5 protein-coding genes are annotated in these 21,750 nt (G+C 36.4%); all 5 read left to right on the top strand.

Going from position 1 to position 21,750, the window contains the following annotated elements:
• Positions 1-197: 197 nt before the first annotated feature.
• The 5 genes from QZ138_RS02820 (at position 198) to QZ138_RS02800 (ending at position 21,619) form a co-directional block, all read left to right on the top strand.
• A complete protein-coding gene (locus QZ138_RS02820; RefSeq protein WP_292885986.1) occupies positions 198-7,271 on the top strand; it encodes a lectin like domain-containing protein in 7,074 nt (2,357 codons plus the stop codon).
• A gap of 290 nt (positions 7,272-7,561) precedes the next feature.
• Positions 7,562-13,909: a lectin like domain-containing protein gene (locus tag QZ138_RS02815; RefSeq protein ID WP_292885984.1), complete on the top strand. Its 6,348-nt coding sequence runs from the start codon at positions 7,562-7,564 to the stop codon at positions 13,907-13,909.
• A 93-nt stretch (positions 13,910-14,002) separates the two neighbouring features.
• On the top strand, positions 14,003-16,537 hold the full coding sequence (locus QZ138_RS02810; RefSeq protein ID WP_292885981.1) for a hypothetical protein: 2,535 nt from the start codon (positions 14,003-14,005) through the stop codon (positions 16,535-16,537).
• Between the two features lie 43 nt (positions 16,538-16,580).
• On the top strand, positions 16,581-19,319 hold the full coding sequence (locus tag QZ138_RS02805) for a hypothetical protein (RefSeq protein ID WP_292885978.1): 2,739 nt from the start codon (positions 16,581-16,583) through the stop codon (positions 19,317-19,319).
• 41 nt (positions 19,320-19,360) lie between these two features.
• Complete coding sequence (locus QZ138_RS02800) at positions 19,361-21,619, top strand: hypothetical protein (RefSeq protein ID WP_292885977.1); 2,259 nt, start codon at positions 19,361-19,363, stop codon at positions 21,617-21,619.
• Positions 21,620-21,750 lie beyond the last annotated feature (131 nt).

Raw genomic sequence — 21,750 nt, 5'->3', positions numbered from 1 at the left:
TTCATGCCTAATAGTCAAGGAAAATCCACATATTATTATGAATGGAAATGCTTTGACGAAAAAATAGGCATGGCCTAAGAATCTCCGGCTTCTACAAGCAGGAGAGGTTCAATGCAAGCATAAACAATAAAATCAAAAAGTTAATGAACAAACCTTTTACAATTACTATTTAAATAGGTAAATATAAACATAAACTCATGTTAGACAAAAAGGTTTTATGTTTTATATTTTTACTGGTTTTATTGGTCTGCACTGTCTCAACGGTCAGTGCAGATGACTTAAACCAAACAGATGAAATCGCCGAGGAGTTAACAGTTGACGAGGCGGGTTCTGTAAATCTGACTACTGGAAGCAGCGAGGTTCAAAAGACTTTTACGGATTTAAATAATGATATCAATGCCAATAACAACACGGAAATCTATTTAAATCACGATTATACGTTCAATGCCGATTCGGATGTTGACTTTAAGGAAGGAATTGATGTTAACCGTTCGGTGGCAATCTGGGGTAACGGCCATACAATAGATGCTAAAAGCACTGCAGGCATCTTTAGGGTAAGTGATAATAAGGTGGTATTCCACGACATCGTTTTTACCAATGCAAATGTATATGATGAGGGGGGTGCCATTAGAGGGAAGGGTACTGCTGTAAACTGCAGTTTCATTGGAAATGAAGCGGATAATGGTGGTGCAACCTATTTAACAAACTGTGTGAACTGCAATTTTACTGCAAACACTGCAAGATATAAAGGAGGAGCAAGCTACGGCGGATCTATTGAAAATTGTATTTTTACAGAAAATTCTGCCGGTTATGATGGCGGTGCCTATTATGGAAATTATGGAGGTTCAGTTGTAAACTGCAGTTTTGTTGAAAATCATGCGGATACCGGAGGAGCAATGCATTTGGAATTTTCATCATATATTCGTGTTGAAAATTGTAGATTCACCAGAAACTCAGCAATCTGGGCAGCAGGAGCAATCTATTATTCGGAAGGGGAATGTATAAACTGTATTTTCACTGAAAACTATGCTGATTATGGGGGTGCGATTAAGTATTGTGTTGCTTTGAATTGTACTTTTAGCCGAAATCACGCCAACTTTGGTGGTGCGGCATATCAAAGCTACTGCACAAATTGTACATTCAATGAAAACTATGCTAATTGTGGTGGAGCAGTATCTGAAGCTTTCTTAATTGAAACCTGCAGGTTTTATGGAAATTACGCAGTTATGGGCGGTGCTATGTATGGTGGAACAAACGGCATGGCCTATTCATCCCATTTTCTATATAATTATGCTCAAAATGGGGGAGCAACATACCTTGTTCAAACAGAAGACTGTTACTTTGAGCATAATGAAGCAAGCCAATATGGTGGTGCGGTCTATGGCGAACCTGCAACCAACTGTATTTTTAAAGACAATAAAGCGGGGATTTCTGGAAATGACGCATACAATTGTGGAGTCGTAGAATCCAGTTCACCCGTTTCATATGCAAATAATATCATCTATTTTGATGCATATGCTTCACATGACGGTGACGGGTCAATGAATAATCCGTATAAATATCTGTATGCAGATAGAATCGTTCCGGGGGTTATTGCTTTTTTTGCAGACGGAAGCTATGAATTGACAAGCACCTGTATAATGGACAATGTTAAATTAGTCGGAGGTGATGATGTAAATATTATCTCCAGAGTATCAAATCAGTATGATTTTATAGTTAAGGAAAACTCATATCTTGAATTGTATGGCTTGACATTAACCAATATTAATATTCTCAATCATGCCGCGCTGGTGGCAAAATATGTTTATTTTGAAGGAAGCGAGGCATTTGATGCGCATAATCTTCCGGAAATAGAATCCGGTTCTGGATTGGCTAACGCATCTTTTGGAGGAGTCATTCTCTGTGATGCTTCCGGCGACACCAGACCTTCCTTAATTTTGTACGGCTGTCGTTTTCAGAAGGCTTATAATGCCTTTAATGGAGGGTTTATTGCGGGAGTAAATTCAGATATTTCCATTTCAGAGACTCTTTTTTCATTCTATTCTGCCACCTATAAGGGAGGGGCAATTTATTGTAAAAATTCTAATTTAAACATTGAAACAACAGGTTTCTCACCAGAAGTCAGTTTTGATGCTGAAGATTATATTTCAGGCCAGTATAGTGTCTATTCTGCCTATTATGGAGGCTCCATTTATTGTGAAAATTCAGACCTTTTTATTGACAGTGTCACTTTTGACAATTCAGTCAGTTACAGTTTTGGAGGATGTATTGCAGCATTAGATTCCAAGGTCACTGTCACGATGTGTCAGTTCAATAATTCCAGGTCCATAACAGACGGGGGAGGTGCAATTTACAATTCAAAAGGCGAATTATATATTTACTATTCAAAATTCATAAATAACACTGCACAATTCGGAGGGGCTATCTGTAATATTAATTCAGTTCTGGGTTCATTTGCCGGCACATATAGAAGCAATACTGCAAACCTTTATGGAGGAGTTGTTTATGATATTTATGGAACCTTGAATTTAAAATCTAACACATTTTTCCATTCCCGTGCTTCAACTGGAGGTATAATGTATACAAGGATTCCAAATGACTTTATCATGAATTATAATACATTTGGAGACAGTTCTGCAAATGAGGGGGAGTATATTTTTTATGACGGAAAAAAGGGAAATGTAATGTACAATTACTATGCTGATGAGTATTATGTTTTTGCCGAGTTCAGGGCCACTTTGAATGGTGAGGATTACTATATGATAAGTAATCCTTTATATTATCAGTTTTTATCTTCTTCACAGCCTCTCTATTATCAGGATCCCGTTTTTGAGGTTCATGACGATCTGGCCAGTCTGATTATTTGCGGTGATGACGGCAGTAATTTAACTTCAATTGGCACAAATGATATGCTCAATAATATTTCAGTAAATCTGCGTTTCAGCGACAAGTTTGTCAATCCGAGCTTGAAGGTTTATCTGTTTGAAGGCAGAAACGGTCTTTTAAGATTTTATAGGGATGAAAATAATATGTATACTGGTCAAAGGGATGAAATTTTTAATGGTAAGCTTATTGAAAGTTACAGTATTGATTTAACTGACGGGGGTCCTGATTTCACAGGACAATGCACTATAGATTTCGGAAAATCATTTGCAACAGTCAAATACGACAATCTTTATGAGGCAGCATCATATAGTTCCGTTTCTTTAATCAACATTTCATTTTTCAATTCATCATCTCTCTCACCGGGTGGTGACGTATTGTCCTCTTACTACAATTCCAATGAATTGGGTTATGTAAGTTCAGTTAAAAATCAGAAGGACGGAGGTAACTGCTGGGCATTTGCAGGTCTTGCCACCCTTGAAACCTGCCTTAATAAGGCAACAGGTCTTACTTTTGATTTTTCAGTTGAAAACGCCAAGAATCTGATGAGTGCATATTCAGTCTACGGTGTCAAACTCGAAACCAATCGTGAGGGATATGAAGCCATGATATTGAGTTATCTGACAAGTTGGATGGGTCCGATAGATGAGTCACTTGAGAATTATGACGATTACTCTTCAATATCAGTTTTGCAAAATCCTATGTTTCACATTCAAAACGTCAAGTTCCTGCCTGCCCGTTTAAACAGTCAGGATAATGAGTTATATAAGCTGGCAATAAGGGATTATGGGGCTGTTTCAGTAACGTTTAAGTGGGGTAAGGATTATCATGCAGTTTCTCTTGTCGGTTGGGATGACAACTATAAGGGCAAGGATTCATTGGGCAATGATGCAAACGGTGCATGGATATTTAAAAACAGCTGGGGTCCGAACTGGGGAAACAACGGTTTCGGTTACCTTTCATATGAACAGAAAATATCAGAGCAGATTTATTCCAATCTCTATGCCTACACTTTCGTTTTTACAGACAACAATCCATATACAAAAATTTACCAGTATGATTTTGCCGGAGTAAGCGAATTTTATCATTATAATAATTCAATTTACTTTAAAAACATATTTACTTCTGATAATGACTGTCTTTTATCTGCATTTTCCACATATTTTGATATGCAGACCAATTATACAGTAATGGTTTATAAAAACGGCCAGTTTGTCTGGTCTCAAAACGGAAATGCGTCAGCAGGATATTTCACGATACCTTTCAATACTTTTATCCAGCTGGATAAGGGAGATGAATTCGCTATTGTCGTAAATAATCACAATGAACATGAGAATTGTATACCTGTATGTTCAGCGGAGGAAATTACCAAAAAAACTTTCAGCCAAAACGTTTCATTCATAAGTATGGGTGGTGAAAACTGGTATGACTTATATGATTATGAGGGCGTTTGTAATGTGGCCTGTATTAAGGCTTTCACCCAAAACCTCACTCTGACGGACATTAAAATAGATATTATTGAATTTGACTCAATAAACACAGGAAACGCCAATATTAAGGTAACTTTCGACAATGTCGATCCTAAATCCCTTGAATATTGTCTTGTGAAATTTGTAATCGACGATAATGTCTATTACGCTCAAATCAGAAATGGAATGGCTTGCCTGAACATTAATTTGGATGAAGGCTCACACAGCCTGTTTGCCCAATATAAGGACAATCTCTATGAGTCCAACATTGTTCAGTTTGATTTCACAGTAAGTTATGATGATTCAGCCAATTCATTCAGTGCCCTTCAGCACATAATCAATAGTGCACAGCCAAATGCACAAATCAGTCTTGATAAGGATTATTTCTATGATGAATTATTTGATGATGGGGAATATGGCATTAATGTTAATAAGATGATAAAAATCAACGGCAACGGACACATAATAAACGGTCTCGGCGAAGCTACAGGGTTTTATGTCAGTGCAGGCAATGTCATTTTGGAAAATATAGTATTCAACAATACCCGTTCCACAAATGGTGGAGCTGTTTATATTGCCGCTCGTAATGTAACTTTAAACAATTGCAGTTTCATAAATTCCAAAGCCACCCAAAACGGCGGCGGAATCTACTCTATATTCGATATCAACTTGAATAACTGCAGATTCATCGACAATTATGCAAACATGGGCGGAGGATTATATTTAATAACTTCCAACACTTCAAATATTAAAAATTCCTGTTTCATCGATAATTATGTCGCTACACACGGTTCCGCAGCATATCTTACAGGTGTCGGAACAGTTTTCTTTTCCTCTACAAATTTCACAAACAATCTGGCAAAATATAACGGAGGAGCAGTGTTCAGCATTAATTATAAAAACAATTTCACAAAGTGTTTGTTTGAGAATAATCTCGCCAACGGAGGGGGATCAATATTCTCCAATGCCAATTCAAATTGCTTTGGGTATTGTGTCTTTAAAGATAACTCCGCTGAAATGCTGGGTGGTGCAATAACTGCACATAATAAAATCGAAGTTCATGATTGTGAGTTTATAAACAATGTCGCCAGACATCAGGAACAGTCTATTTTCGCAGGCACAGGTGGTGGTGCGATTTATTCCTTTGATAATTTAAGCATCAACAATTCAATTTTCACCAACAACACTGCATCTTATGGCTCAGCATTATATACAAACAAATATTTAAAAGTTTACAAATCAAGATTTGTGAACAATGTGGCTTCCAAAGATGGAGGGGCTATTTTCACTAACGTCTGGCAGCACATAAAAAATAATATTCTTTTTTCGCTTTTCAGTGAAGCGCTCATTTACGATTCTTTCTTTGAAAATAATTCCGCAAGGTTTGGGGGAGCCATCTCTGATGTAAAACTTGTGAAAAACTCTACTTTCATTAATAATATCGCTCAAACAAGTGGTGGAGCTATTTATGGTGCAGGATCATTAATCGAATCAATGTTCATTAAAAATTCCGCCACTTACGGTGGCGCTGTTCTTGTTGTGGATTTGATAGATGACTGTACCTTTATGGATAATTCCGCTTATTGCGGAGGCGCTGTAGTCATATCAAATAACACGTCTTTACTTGAAGGAAGCTCAATTGTCAATTCACGATTTGTCAATAATTCTGCTTATTATGGCGGAGCTATTTTCTCATTGGCTAGTGATGATGAAATGATTATGGCTCATGCCAACATTACCTCCTGTCAGTTTTCAAATAATGCTGCCAATGCATGTGGAGGAGCGATTTACTTTGACGGAAAATCTTTAATTTCAGATTCCAGCTTCGTCAACGATTCGGCCATGATGGGAAGTACCATTTATGCCATAGGGTATCTTGATTTAAGAGATTCCATTGTCAAATCCGAAATTGATGCGCCGGTTTTCTTCGGATATCATTATTATGAAAACACTAAATATTATGGTGATTTGTATTTGAAGAATAATAAGATAGATTACAAATACTCATCCGTCTTTTATGGCGAAAATGAAGTGCCGCTTAAAATGCCGGTGTATTTGGTTTTCAACAAAGGCAGTGTTATAAAAGGACAGAGGGTTCTTGCGGCCCATTTCGAAGATGATAATGGAAACAGATTCGCCCCATGGCAGATGTGCGATTTAAATATCACTCTGACAAATCAGAATGGCCAAACAACTCAACTTGTTCTGAAATATGATGAGGAATTCACGGGTTATTACATTAACACTTCCTCAATAAATCAAGGAACATACACTCTTAATGGAGTGCTTTCAGGTAACAGCGTAATAAGCAGTTATTCCGTAAAAGAGAGTATTCTCTATGTCGGCGATGAATCAGGAAGAACGCCGCCTGTTTTGGTGGCCAGTGATCTGACAAAAATATACGGACAGAACGGTGATCTTATAATCAGTTTAAAGGACATTTTCAATAAACCGTTAGCTTACTCTCTCGTTCATGTCAATCTCAACGGCAGATCAACAACAGTATTTACTGATGCCAACGGCCAGGCTCGTTTGGGTGTAAATCTTGCACCTAACACATATTACGCATACGTTTATGTGGATGCCAACAATCTCTACTTTGCTTCATCAGTTACAGCAAAGATTGTCATCAAGAAGGCAGCCTCAAAATTAACTGCCAAAAAGAAAACATTCAAGGCAAAAGCCAAAAGCAAAAAATACACAATAACCCTGAAGGATGTCTATGGAAAAGCAATCAAGAAAGCCAAGGTAACAATTAAAATCAAGAAAAAAACATATAAGGCAACAACAAACGCCAAAGGAAAGGCAACTTTCAAAGTGAAACTGACCAAAAAGGGCAATTATAAGGTCACTGTCAAATATGGAGGAAACGCATATTACAATGGAGCCTCAAAGAATATTAAAATCAGGATAAAGTAGTTATAAAGAAGTATATAAACTTAACAATTATAAAATTAGTTAAAATACGATTTGTCAAATCAGACATTGCTGTAATTAAATTATACACAAGTTAATAAGAATATATTTAAATTGGAGTAAAATCAATATGAATATTTGAAAAGTAAGAAAAAATAAGTCAAAAATTTTTCGGCGAGAAATCAAAAAATTAATTTGGCGGACATTCTAACCAAGTATTTATATTCGTTTTTACTAATTTTTAATTAATTATATTTATATTTGGGGGAATAATTATTTTCAATAAAAAATTCATGCTGATTGTTATTGCTCTTATAGGATTGCTAACGATTTCAGCTATTGCGGCAAGTGATTTAAACACTGATAATGAAGATTTGTCCCTTACTGATGGAAACGTCATAAATGTTTCTAATGGTGATGGCATTATTGGGGATTTTGATGATGACGATGATTGGGACGACGATGATGATGACGATGATGGCCCGGACGACAATCAGGATGATGGCCAGGATGACATTGAGGAATGGGGTAATGTCATTTACTTTAATTCAATGGTCCTTACCGATGGCGATGGATCTAAAGAAAACCCATATAACTATTTAAACAGCGATAGGATTAAGTTTAATTGCACTGCTTATTTAGCAGATGGCGAATATAATCTTGAGGATCTGTGTTTGGTGGATGGAGTTAAACTGATTGGCCAATCTAGACTTTCCACCATTATCAACTGTGATGTCTCCAATCAATATGATTTTATAATTGACGATGATTCATTTCTTTCATTGATTAACTTAACTTTAAAAAATGCCAATATTCTTAATCATGGCACATTAAATGCCGATAATGTAAAATTTCAAGGAAATGACATATTCGGCACTGATTTTGGCGGAGTAATCTTTTGTGATTCTCCTATGGATTCAAGAACTACATTGGTCCTAAATAAGTGCGTGTTTGAAGATAATCAGGATTATAATGGGGGAGTTATTGCGGCCATGAATTCGGATATCGACATTTCAGGTTGCGATTTTCAAATTTTTCATTCGGATTATAAGGGCGGAGCCATTTACTGTTTGAACTCAAAATTGGATATTTCAAAATCAACTTTCGCCCCGATTCCAAATACTTGGAATACTTTGCAGCAATTGAAGCATGGTTACGGTTACGCTTCCTATTATGGGGGTTCAATTTATTGTGAAAATAGTAAATGCTGGTTTAGCGAGTGTACTTTTAAGGAATCTAAATCTTATAGTTTTGGAGGATCAATTGCCTTATTAAAATCCAATGCCACTATTGAGGGCTGTTCATTTTCTTATTCCTCATCATTAACTGATGGAGGAGGCGCAATTTATAATTCAAATGGAAATCTGAAGATTGAAGAGTCATCATTCACCCATGGTAGTTCAGAGTTCGGTGGAGCCATTTGTAATTTAAATTCTGTTCTAACCCTTGATTTTTCTGAGTTCAATAACAATTCCGCCACATATGGCGGGGCATTATATGATATGTACGGTTCCTTAAATATCTTTGAGAATACATTCACGTATTCATATGCTTCAATCGGAGGAACAATATATACCAGAATTCCCAATTCCTTTAACTTTATGGACAATACGGTTTCCTTTTCCTTTGCCCAAGAGGGATCCAGAATATTTTTTGATGGAAAATCACAAAACATTTTCTCCAGCGTTTTCATGAATGTTTTCGATGATTATTTTGAAGAGTATTCGCAGGGATTGATGATTCCTTTAGATTCAAGCGGATTGGGAATGTCAAATATTTATTATGATACATATAAGGTAATTGCCGAATTCAAAGCAATCCTGAATGGTAGAGAATATTCTCTTAAAAGCAATGACTTAAATTATTGTACAGCTATAAACAACGCTTATGTATTCAAAGATACTTTTTCTAGTTATACTCCTTACCTTGTTTCTGATGATGGGGTCAGTTTGATGATTTATGATCCCAGCAATTTAAATAAATCCTATATTAATACTGGATATGTGGCACACAATATATCGGCCAGTGTCAGGTTTAACAGTAATTTCACCAATCCGTTTTTACATTTCTATTTATATGACGGGGATAATAAGGTCATTCAGGAATATAGTGTGGATCTGTCCAATAAAAGCGGCAATGGGGACCAGGGTTTCATAGAGAATTGTACTGTCGACTTTGGAAATGCATTCTTAACCACAAAATACGATAATCTTTATGAGGCCAGTTCTTTCAGTTCTGTTTCCTTGGTCGATTACACTTTTTCCTCATTTGATGCGTTGCCGTTTTATTATAATTCTGATGACTATGGTCTTGTAAGTTCCGTTAAGAATCAGGGAGAAGGAGGTAATTGCTGGGCTTTCGCAGGTCTTGCAACTCTTGAAACATGTCTTAAAAAAGCAACAGGAATCAGCTTTGATTTCTCAGAGGAAAATGCCAAGAATCTGATGTCTGCTTATTCCGTTTTCGGCCTCAAACTTGAAACGAATGCCGGAGGATATGAATCCATGCTGATGAGTTATTTGACAAGCTGGCTGGGTCCGCTTGATGAATCCGCAGAGGATTACGATGATTATTCCTCAATATCCATTCAAGGAAATCCGATGTTTCATATTCAAAATATCAAGTTCCTACCTGCTCGTTTGGATAGCTCTGACAATGCTTTGTATAAATTGGCAATCAGGGATAATGGGGCGGTGTCCGTCACATTTAAATGGGGTGCAGAATATCATGCAGTTTCCCTTGTAGGTTGGGATGACAACTATAAAGGAAAAGATTCATTGGGCAATGACGCAAACGGTGCCTGGATATTTAAAAACAGCTGGGGTCCGGACTGGGGAAATAACGGTTTTGGATATCTGTCATATGAACAAAAGATTTCCGAACAAATATCTCCAAATATGTACGCTTATACATTTATTTTCAATAACATTAATCCATATACCAAGATTTACCAGTATGATTATGCAGGGGTCAGTGAGTTCTATCACTATGACTCAATCTATTTCAAAAATAAGTTCATAGCCACAAATGACAGTCTGTTATCTGCTTTCGCCTCTTATTTTGATAGTGAGACGAATTTCACAGTAATGGTTTATGTCAATGACCAGCTGGTCCATTCACAAAGCGGCATGGCCTTTGCAGGATATAATACCATGCCTTTCAATGACTTCATTCAGTTAAATGAAGGTGATGAATTCACCATTGCGCTCAATAATCATAATCAGGGCGATAACTGCATTCCTGTTTGTTCAGCTGATGAGATTACTAAAAAAACATTCAATTCAAATGTTTCCTTCATCAGCATTGATGGTGAAAACTGGTTTGACTTATATGATTATGCAGACAGCTGTCATGTAGCATGCATTAAGGCTTTCACTCAGGAAGTTGATTTGAAAAGCATAAGGATTAATATGGACGAATTTAATCTGGTTAATACTAAAAATTTCAATATTAAGATTCGTTTCGATGATTTTGTGGGCATTGAGTCTATCGATTATTGCTTGGTGAAAGTCACTGTAGACGGCAAGAGCTATTATGCCCAAATAAAAGATGGAATGGCTCATCTGAATCTTTATTTGGCGGATGGAAATCATAGCTTGTCCGCACAATATAGGGATAATGTATTCGAATCCAATGTGGTCCAATTTAATTTCACGGTTGATTCTAATCACGATACCCAATCCTTCAATAGCCTTCAGGACATCATCAACAACGCAGCCGATAAATCCAGCATTAATCTTAACAAGGATTATTTCTATGATGGGCAATTTGACAATGGGGAATATGGAGTTCAGATCAACAAATCAATAACCGTCAATGGAAACGGCCATGTTATTGATGGATTGTCTGAGGCCACCGGATTTTACATTAGTGCCAACAATGTTGTTTTAAACAATATCGTATTCAACAATACGGTTTCAAGAAATGGAGGGGCAGTTTATATTGCAGGGCGCAATGTCACATTAAACAACTGCATTTTCATCAATTCCCGAGCAGCTCAAAACGGCGGAGGAATCTACTCTTTATTTGACGTCACATTAAATAACTGCAGATTTGTCAATAACACTGCCAATGTCGGTGGAGGATTATACCTGATAAGTGCTGCGACCAGCAACATTCAAAATTCCTATTTTGATAATAATTTTGCATATGGTGGTTGTGCAGTTTATGTTGGAGGCATTGGCCACTGCTTTGTTTCATACACAAATTTCACAAATAATGCTGCCGAGTATAATGGCGGAGCAGTATTGTCTTCCGTTTATTATAGTAATTTCACAGACTGTCTGTTTGTAAATAATTCTGCCAGTTATGGCGGTGCAGTCTTTTCCAATTCTTATTCAATAGGATTTGAGGGATGTAAATTTTTAAGAAACCTTGCAAGGGATTATGGTGGCGCAATAATGGCGTATAATATTATAAATATTTTTGATTCAGAATTTGTCAATAATTCTAATCTTGAAGCAGGTTATTCTCTCTACGGTGGTGCTGTTTATTCAATCGACAATTTAAAAATTTATAATTCCCGGTTCACAGGCAATCATGCGGAGTATGGTGGAGCCATTTATAATGCAAAAGCGGTTCTGGATTCAAATTTCACTGATAATTCTGCTAAGCACAGTGGAGGTGCTATTTATAACGGCAATTATGCAAAAAACTGTATTTTCAACAATAATTCTGTCGAAATGCATCCGCCTTCTATTTATACTGCAGTTTATCTTTATGGTGGAGCTGTTGATGCTGTAAATTCAGTAGAAAATTGCATTTTCATCAATAATTCTATTGAGTGTCATCCTGCTTCCAATTCCACGGCGGTTTATAGTTATGGGGGAGCCATTTATAATGCAAAAGTGGTTAAGGATTCAATTTTTATTAATAATTCCGTTTCTTATGATGGTGGAGCTATTAGTAAAGTAAAAGTAATTAGGGATTCAAAGTTCATTAACAATTTGGCTTCTTATGGTGGGGGAGCAATTTTCGTAGATGTAATTGTGAATTCAACGTTTATTAATAATTCTGCTGTTTATAGTGGTGGAGCCGTTTATGATGGAAAGATAATTCGTGATTCTATGTTTATCGATAATTTTGCTGAGTGGGGAGGAGCTATCTATAAAGTGGGAGTAATCGGGGATTCAAAGTTCATTAACAATTCCGCTTATAGCGGTGGAGCCGCATATATCACTGAAGGCTATACAAACATTACCAATTCTTCATTCGCCAATAATTCTGCTCTTTATGGAGGGGTTATCGCTTCAAATAATGCAAATATTGTTGTTAATATGTCATCCTGCAACTTCACAAATAATAAGGCTGTTTGGAGTGGTGGAGCTATCTATTCCGGTCAAAATGGATCTTACTTTATTGAAAGCTCTAGTTTCATTAACAATTCCGCCACTTATGGAGGGGCCATTTATTCAATTGTTCAGCTTGGAGAACCTCTATCCGTCCTTGACATTCATTCCAGTACTTTTTCCGATAATGTTGCGCTGTTCAGTGGAGGTGCAATTAGCTCGGATGGCAAATGTATTATTGAGGCTTCTAGTTTCACGAATAATTGCGCTGAATATGGAAATACCCTTTATGCTAGAGCTTATTTGGATTTGAGAAATTCAAAAATCAGATCCGATACTAATGTCTCTCAGATTTACTTCTGTTATCATTATGGGGATAATGATACTGTTTATGGGGATTTATACTTAAAGAATAATAAGATTGATGCAAAAGGTCCAGCCATTTATTATAGTGAAAATGAAATACCATATAAATTGCCATTGTATCTTGTTTTCAATAATGTCCGGGCCGTTAAAGGCCAAAATGCTACCATATGTCATTTTGAAGATGAAGATGGAAACCTATTTGCGCCATGGGAAATTGCAGACTTGGAGGTTACATTAACAAATCAGTATGGAAATGCAATCAGGTTAGGTTTAAAATACAATATGGATTTGCAGGGATATTCCCTAAACACTTCCTCATTGGACTATGGAAAATATAAGCTTAATGGGGTATTGTCCACCAATCAGCTAATAAGCAATTATCAGGTAAAGCAGGCAATTTTATCCGTCACAGATGAATCCGGCAAAACAACGCCAGTTTTAAAGGCTTCCGATTTGACGAAAGTTTATGGTAAAAATGGGGAACTTGTAATTACTTTAAAGGACTGCTTGGGTGATCCGATAGCTAATAATTTCATCAATGTCAATATAAACGGTAATGTAGTGAGAATAAAAACGGATTCAAATGGTCTGGCAAGATTGGCTGTCAATTTAAATCCGAATACATACGCTGCAACCATAAGTTATGCTGGAAATGATGAATACTCAAGCGCAGCAGTGACAGCAAAGATAATCATTAAAAAAGCAAATCTGGTCATGACTGCTAAAAAGAAAACATTCAAACAAAAAGCAAAGACAAAGAAATACACAATAACGCTGAAAAATGACCTTAAAAATCCAATTAAAAAGGTTAAAGTGACTATAAAAGTCAATAAAAAAGTTTACTCAGCTAAAACTAACTCAAAAGGTAAAGCCACTTTCAATCTCAAAAAACTGACTAAGAAAGGAACATATAAGGCAGTAATTACCTTTGCAGGCAATAAGTTATATAATAAGGTAACAAAAAAAGTAAAAATTAAAGTGAAGTAGGTGAATTTACAAGGGGACTGGTATTCAAAGTGTGTGGTTGCTATGAAGATGAAACATTTAATATTAATTAGTTTAATGCTGGTAATTCTAACAATGGGCATTGTTAGCGCATCAGATGATGTTTCTTCTGATGGGAATATTACGGCAGACGATTATACGGTATCTGATAAGGACACATCTGATGTTGATGAAGTAATTGCATTGGATGAAAGGGAAGATGATGTTGAGATTATTATTCATGGTTATGATAGGGAAGAAAACAGTTGGGAAAATACGAAATTGGATGGCGAGGATTATTTTGCTGAAATTTATGCATCTGAAGATGCAACCGGCAATTTAACTGTTTATGTCAATGGTGAAGAATGCTTTAAAAAGGGCATATCTGAATGTAGTCAATTGCTTAATGATCAGGGAGAGTATGGCTATTGTATTGGTCCACAAGATACCAATTATGCTTTTGATTTGGGAAAATATCATGTAATGGTGCTCTATAGTGGTGACGAGCAGTATCTGCCGACTTATACAAGCAACACAATTAGAGTAGTGGAAAAGGAGTATGTTAGTTATGGCCAGGATGCAGTCAACATCGATATTTATGGATATAATTATGATTATGGGGAGTGGAACGATATTGCACTGGCTGACGATGATTATTTTGCCGGAATCTATGCGCCTGATGGCATAACGGGCAATGTGACTGTTTTTGTAAATGACACTCAATGCTTCAAAAAGGACATATCCGATATTGACATGTATTTTGATAATGACGGTTATTATGAATACTGCATTGCACTGAAGGATCTTGATTATGAGTTTTCTCCTGGAATGTATTATATAAACATAGTTTATGATGGAAATGGATTCTATTCATCAGCTTCCGAACATGGGCCTATAAAGGTAGTGGAAGAGAGCAATAATTCGGATGAGGTTGGAATTGTCATTTATGGTTATGATAAGGAATACAATATGTGGAACAATATCGAATTGGGCAGCGGAGATTATTTTGCCGCAATTTATGCTCCAGATGATGCGACAGGCAATGTGACTGTTTTTGTCAATGGAGTCCAGTGCTTTAAAGAGGATATATCTGATTGCCCTCAATCCACTGATTCCTGGGATGATTTAATATATTGTATCGGGCTGGAAGATGTTGATTATGAGTTTTCCCCTGGGAAATACTTTGTAAAAATAGTCTATGATAGAGGTGGGAATTCCTCACAAGTTATTGAAAGTGATGCAATTAACGTGGTGGAAGAGGATTACTGCGATGACGGGCTTGAAGAAATCGGAGTTGTTATCCGTGCAGACAATATTGGATTGAATGGTAAAGATTATTTTGCGGTAATTCATGCTCCTTATGATGCAACCGGTGGCATAAAGGTTTATGTCAACGGCACTTTATGCCTTAAAGATGAGATATATGCCCTTCCCGAGTTTATTGATGATGAAGGCTATTTGGAATATCGCATAGGTCCACATGATGTTAATTATGAGTTTTTCCCTGGAAAATACATTGTTAAAATAGTCTATGAGGGGGATGAAACTTACGAATCGACTTCTGAAAAGGCTACCATCAACATAGTGGATGTGAGTCATGAGGGTGAAAATCCTGATGACTTTAAAATCGTTATTTATGGTTATGATAAGCACATGAACAGATGGATGAACATTGAATTGGATGATAATTGGTTTGCTTTACTTCAGGTCCCTTATGATGCAAAAGGAAATGTGTCCATTTTTGTCAATGGAACTCGGTGCTTTAATAAGGACGTTTCTAAATGCAGGGAGTTATTTGATGATATTGATGGACATTATGAATTCTTTATTTACCCACGGGATGTTGATTATGAGTTTTCTGTAGGCAAGTATTCTATAAACATAGTTTATGATGGGGATGATTTTTACCTGCCAACCGCTAAAAGCGACATTATCAGAGTGGTGGAAAACGGTTATGATGATGGAGGAAGAGATGCAGTCGATATTATTATTCGGGGAGGCGATAGTCCTAAATTAAATGGCGAGGATTATCTTGCCGTAATTTATGCTCCGGATGATGCGACTGGTAATGTGACAGTTTTTGTCAATGATGTGCAATGCTTTAAAAATGACATAAATAAATGCCATAAATTTATTGATGATGATGGTTGCTCAGCATATTGCATTAGGCTACAGGACATTGATTATAATTTGCCTTTAGGAAAAAGCTCTATAAAAGTGGTTTATGACGGAAGTAACTTTTACTCAGCGGCTTCTGAAAGCAACACCCTCAAAATAATTGATGAAAAGAGTGGAGGCAATTCCAATAATGGTCCGTCTGCCAATCCGGTTTCAGGTTCTGTTAAAAAGGACACTGTCAAGCTAACTCTCAAAAAGGTTAAGGTTAAAAGATCCGCTAAAAAATTAATCTTGCAGGCCACTTTGAAAATCAACAATAAAGCTAAAAAAGGCTTGAAAGTCACTTTCAAGTTCAACGGTAAAAAATTCACTGCAAAAACTAATAAGAATGGCATTGCAAAAGTAACTATTAAAAAATCAGTATTGAAAAAGCTTAAAATCGGTAAAAAGGTAAAAATCCAAGTGTCCTACGGTAAAACCACTAAAAATCTCATCGTTAAAATTAAAAAATAGGAGTGATTTCATTATTTCATATTTATAAAACTGGGGTGTTATCATGAAAATAAAACATTTAATGCTAATTAGTTTGATGCTGGTCATTCTGACAATGGGTGTTGTCAGTGCATCGGATGATGTTTTATCTGATGTAAATTTAACAACAAGCGATAATGAAATATCTGATGAGGGTTTTGTATTTGATGATGAAAATATTGGGTCAAGTGATGATATTGTATCTAGTGAGGATGTTGCCTCGAGTGAGAGTATCGAATCCGGTAAAGATGAAGTAATTGCATCCGATGAAAGGGAGGAGGGCGTTGAGATTTTTATTTTTGGTTATGATCGTGAGGACAACAGTTGGACTAATACGGAAATATTTGATGATTATTTTGCAGTATTTTATGCTGCCGAGGATGCAACGGGCAATATAACAGTTTTTGTCAATGGAGTCCAATGCTTTAAAAACAGTATATCGGGTTTTAATAAATTTGTTGATGAATGGGGCAATTCCGGATACTATATTGGAGTAGATGATGTTGACTATGATTTTAATTTAGGAAAATATCATGTGGCAGTGCTCTATAGTGGAGATGAGGATTATCTGCCAGCTTATGAAAGTAACACCATCAGGATAGTGGAAGTCGGCTATGTTGATGATGGTCAGGATGCAATTAATATTATTATATGGGGCTATGATTATGATGACGGTATGTGGAATAATATTGAATTAGGTGCTGAAGATTTTTTTGCTTCAATTTATGCGCCTGATAACGCAACCGGCAACATAACAGTTTTTATTAATGACACTCAGTGCTTTAAAAAGGATATATCTGAATGCCCACGGGGAACTGATGATGATGGGGATCTGGTGCATTATATTGCGGTAGACGATGTGGATTATGAGTTTTTGCCGGGAAAATATCTGGTAAACATAATCTATGATGGAGATGAATCCTATTCATCAACTTCCGAAAGCGGCCTTATTAGGGTTGTGGAAGAAGGCCACGATGATGGGGGGTATGATGAAGTTGAAATCGCTATTCATGGTTATAATCAGGGTTTGGAAGAGTGGGAATATGTTAAATTGGATGGTGAAGATTTTTTTGCTACAATTTATGCATCCGAATATGCAACTGGCAATATAACCGTTTTTGTAAATGGCACTCAGTGCTTTAAGAAGGATATATCTGAATGCCCTCAGTTCACTGATGCTGAAGGTGAGTTAGTATATCGCATTGGCCAGCAAGATGTTGATTATAACTTTTCCCTTGGAAAATACCGTGTGAAAATAGTCTATGATGGAGATAAATATTACTCTCCAGTCGCTGAAAGTAAAGAGATTATCATAGTGGCAGAGGATTATGATGACGGTGAGGGTGATGATGACGGTGATGACGAGCAGGATGCCGTTGAAATTATTATTTATGAATCCGTTATTTTGGATGGGGAGGATTTTTTTGCTTCAATTTATGCGCCTGATAACGCAACCGGTTACATAACTGTTTTTGTTGATGGTACTCAGTGCTTTAAAAAGGATATATCTAAATGTCCTAACTATATTAATGAATATGGTGATTTAGTATACTGCATTGGTCCGCAGGATGTTGATTATGACTTTTATCAGGAGGAGTATTGTATAAAAATAGTTTATGATGGAGATGGATATTATCCGTCTGTTTGTGAAAACAAAACTGTAGAAATGGTGGATGATTGGAATTACAATGACATGCCAGATATGGAGGTAGTTGATGTTGAAATTGATATTTCCGGTTGCGGCAAGGATGAAATTAGTTGGTTGTATACTGAATTAAGCGGTACGGATTATTTTGCTTCAATTTATGCACCTGAAAGTGCCACAGGTAATATAACTGTCTTCGTTGATGGTGTTCAATGCTTTAAAGATGATATCTCTAAATGCCCTATCTTTAGTGAGGGGAGTGGCTATTCAGTATATTGCTTTGGTCCGCAGGATTTGGATTATGACTTTTCTCCTGGAAGGTATTTTGTAAAAATAGTCTATGATGGAGATAGGCATTACTCGCCAGTCACTGAAAGCAATCTGATTAGGCTTGTGAAGGAAGGTTATGATGAGGAGAAAGAGGGAGTTAAAATTGTATTTTATACCTATGAGGATACTAAATTGGATGGTGGTGATTGTTTTGCGGCAATTCATGCTCCTCAGGAAGGTTTAACGGGCAATATAACTGTTTTTGTCAATGACACCCAATGCCTTAAGGGAGAAATCTCCGAATGTCTTTCAGAATCCGGATTTTCACAGAGCATATATCGCATTGGTCCGCAGGATGTGAATTATGCCTTTTCTTCAGGAAAATATCGTGTGAAAATAGTATATGATGGAAACGGATATTACTCCTCCGCCTCTGGAACTGATATTGTTACCATAATAGGCGGGAAAAATACTCATGTCGATGGAAACAGTCATGGCGGAGTGAATCCTTCTGGCGGCGCAGCTTCTGTGACCACTAAAAATCCTGTTCAGGCGTCTGTTAAAAAGGATACTGTCAAATTGACTCTCAAAAAGGTTAAGGTTAAAAGGTCCGCTAAAAAGTTGGTTCTGCAGGCCACTTTGAAAATCAACAGTAAAGCCAAAAAAGGCTTGAAAGTCACTTTCAAGTTCAACGGTAAAAAATTCACTGCAAAAACCAATAAGAAGGGCATTGCAAAAGTAACCATCAAGAAAAAGCTACTTAAAAAGCTTAAAATTGGCAAAAAGGTAAAAATCCAAGTGTCCTACGGCACGGCCACTAAAAATCTCGTCGTTAAAATTAAAAAATAGGAGTGATTTCATTATTTCATATTTAAAACTGGGGTGTTATCATGAAAATAAAACATTTAATGCTAATTAGTTTGATGCTGGTTATCCTGACAATTGGTGTTGCCAGCGCATCGGATGATGTTTTATCTGATGTAAATTTGACAACAACTGATAATGAAATCTCTGATGAGGGCATTGTATTTGATGATGAAAATATTGGCTCATGCGATGATGGGGAATATGGTGACGATGCAGTATCTATTGAAGACGAATCAATTGCATCAAAGGATGAAAGGGAAAATGCAATTAAAATCGATGTTCATGGATATGATAAGAAGATGAAAAGTTGGACTAATACGGAGTTGAGTAAGAGAAGTTATTTTGCTGAAATCAGCGCACCTGATAATGCAACGGGCAATGTGACAGTTTTTGTCAATGGTGTTCAATGCTTTGAAAAGGATATATCTGATTGTCCTGTACTTAATGATGATTTATACTGTATTGGGCCATATGACCTGAATTATGATTTTGGTATGGGAAAATATCATGTGGTGGTTCTATATTATGGGGATGAGAACTATCTGCCGAATTATACAAGTAATGCCATTAGGATAGTGGAAGAAAATTATGTTAGCCAGGGTCTGGATGCAGTTGATATTTACATTTGGGGATACGATTATGATATAGATGATTATTGGGAAATTGAATTGGGAAGTGATGATGAGATTGCTTATATTGATGCGCCGGATGATGCAACGGGCAATGTAACTGTTTTTGTTAATGGGGTTCAGTGCTTTAAAAAAGATATATCTAATCTTGATAAGAATAGTTATGGGGATTACTGTATTTCACTAAAAGATATTGATTATGAGTTTCTCCCTAGAAATTACCAGTTAAAAATAGTTTATGATGGAAACAGGATGTATTCTCCATTTTCTGAGGAGGATGTTATCAGAATAGTGGATGATTCCCTCGAGGAATTTGAATTTATTTATATTTATGATGCTGTTAACCTGTTGGGTGATGACTGGTTTGCTTCAATTTTTGCGCCGGATGATGCAACGGGCAATGTAACTGTTTTTGTTAATGGTGTTCAATGCTTTAAGAAGAGTATATATGATTGTCCTCATGATATTGATGATACAGATTTAACGTATCGTATTGGTCCGCATGATGTTGATTATGAGTTTTCTCCGGGGGAGTACTTTGTAAAGATAGTCTATAGTGGAGATGAACATTGGTCACAGATTGTTATAAATAAAACCATTAATGTGGTGGAAGAGGATATTATTCAAGATGGGGTTGAAATTGATATTTATGGTTGCGGTAAGGATGATATGTATTGGTATTATGCGGAGTTAGGTAGTGATGATTGGGTTGCTGTAATTGGTGCACCGGATAATGCAACTGGGGATATAACTGTTTTTGTTGATGGTGTCCAATGCTTTAAAAAGGATATATCTAATTTTGATAGGGATGAATATGGGGATTGCACTATTTTACTAAGTGATCTTGATTATGATTTTTCTTTGGGAATCTATTTTGTAGAAATCATTTATGAGGGTGATGAAAATTATTCGCCAATCTCTGAAAGTAATCTGATTAGAATAGTGGAAGAAGGTTATAATGATTATGGCCCGGATGCAGTTGCAATCGTTATTTATGGATATGAAGATACTAAATTGGATGGTGAAGATGTTTTTGCTGTGATTCATGCTCATAAAGGCATTACAGGTAATGTAACAGTTTTTATTAATGGCACTCAATGCTTTAAAGAGGATATATCTGGACGTCTTTTAGATTCTGATGATTATAAGGACGTATATCGTATTGGTCCACAGGATGTTGATTATAACTTTTCTCCAGGAAAATATCTTGTAAAGATAGTCTATGATGGGGATGATTATTATTCGCCAGCATCTGAAAGCAGCATCATTACCATAATGGGTGATAACAGCAGTAATGGCGATGCCAATCCTTCCGGCGGCGCAGCTTCTCCAGTCACTAAAAATACCGTTTCTGGCCCTGCTGTTAAAAAGGATACTGTCAAATTGACTCTTAAAAAGGTCAAGGTTAAAAGATCCGCTAAAAAGTTGGTCCTGCAGGCCACTTTGAAAATCAACAATAAAGCTAAAAAAGGCTTGAAAGTCACTTTCAGGTTCAACGGTAAAAAATTCACTGCAAAAACCAATAAGAAGGGCATTGCAAAAGTAACCATTAAGAAAAAGTTATTTAAAAAGCTTAAAATTGGCAAAAAGGTAAAAATTCAAGTGTCCTACGGTAAAACCACTAAAAACATGATTGTCAAAATTAAAAAATAAGGATTAATTTCCTTATCTTATCTTTTTTTAATGTCAGAAAGTTTAATTTAAAGTCAATTGGATGATGTGCCGCATTAAAAAACGCTCATATTTTGTTCTTCAAATTTCATTCAATATTCAGCCCATTTCTT

It is taken from the genome of Methanobrevibacter sp. UBA212, from assembly GCF_905233225.1.
In the GTDB taxonomy this organism is placed as follows: domain Archaea; phylum Methanobacteriota; class Methanobacteria; order Methanobacteriales; family Methanobacteriaceae; genus Methanocatella.
Note: the sequence above shows the minus strand (reverse complement) of the source record. Positions and strands in the feature narration are given on the sequence as shown.

What these genes read in the sequence shown, in the direction of transcription:
- QZ138_RS02820 (WP_292885986.1), top strand. Translation starts at nt 198, where the DNA reads ATGTTAGACAAAAAGGTTTTATGTTTTATATTTTTACTGGTTTTATTG.
- QZ138_RS02815 (WP_292885984.1), top strand. Translation starts at nt 7,562, where the DNA reads ATGCTGATTGTTATTGCTCTTATAGGATTGCTAACGATTTCAGCTATT.
- QZ138_RS02810 (WP_292885981.1), top strand. Translation starts at nt 14,003, where the DNA reads ATGGGCATTGTTAGCGCATCAGATGATGTTTCTTCTGATGGGAATATT.
- QZ138_RS02805 (WP_292885978.1), top strand. Translation starts at nt 16,581, where the DNA reads ATGAAAATAAAACATTTAATGCTAATTAGTTTGATGCTGGTCATTCTG.
- QZ138_RS02800 (WP_292885977.1), top strand. Translation starts at nt 19,361, where the DNA reads ATGAAAATAAAACATTTAATGCTAATTAGTTTGATGCTGGTTATCCTG.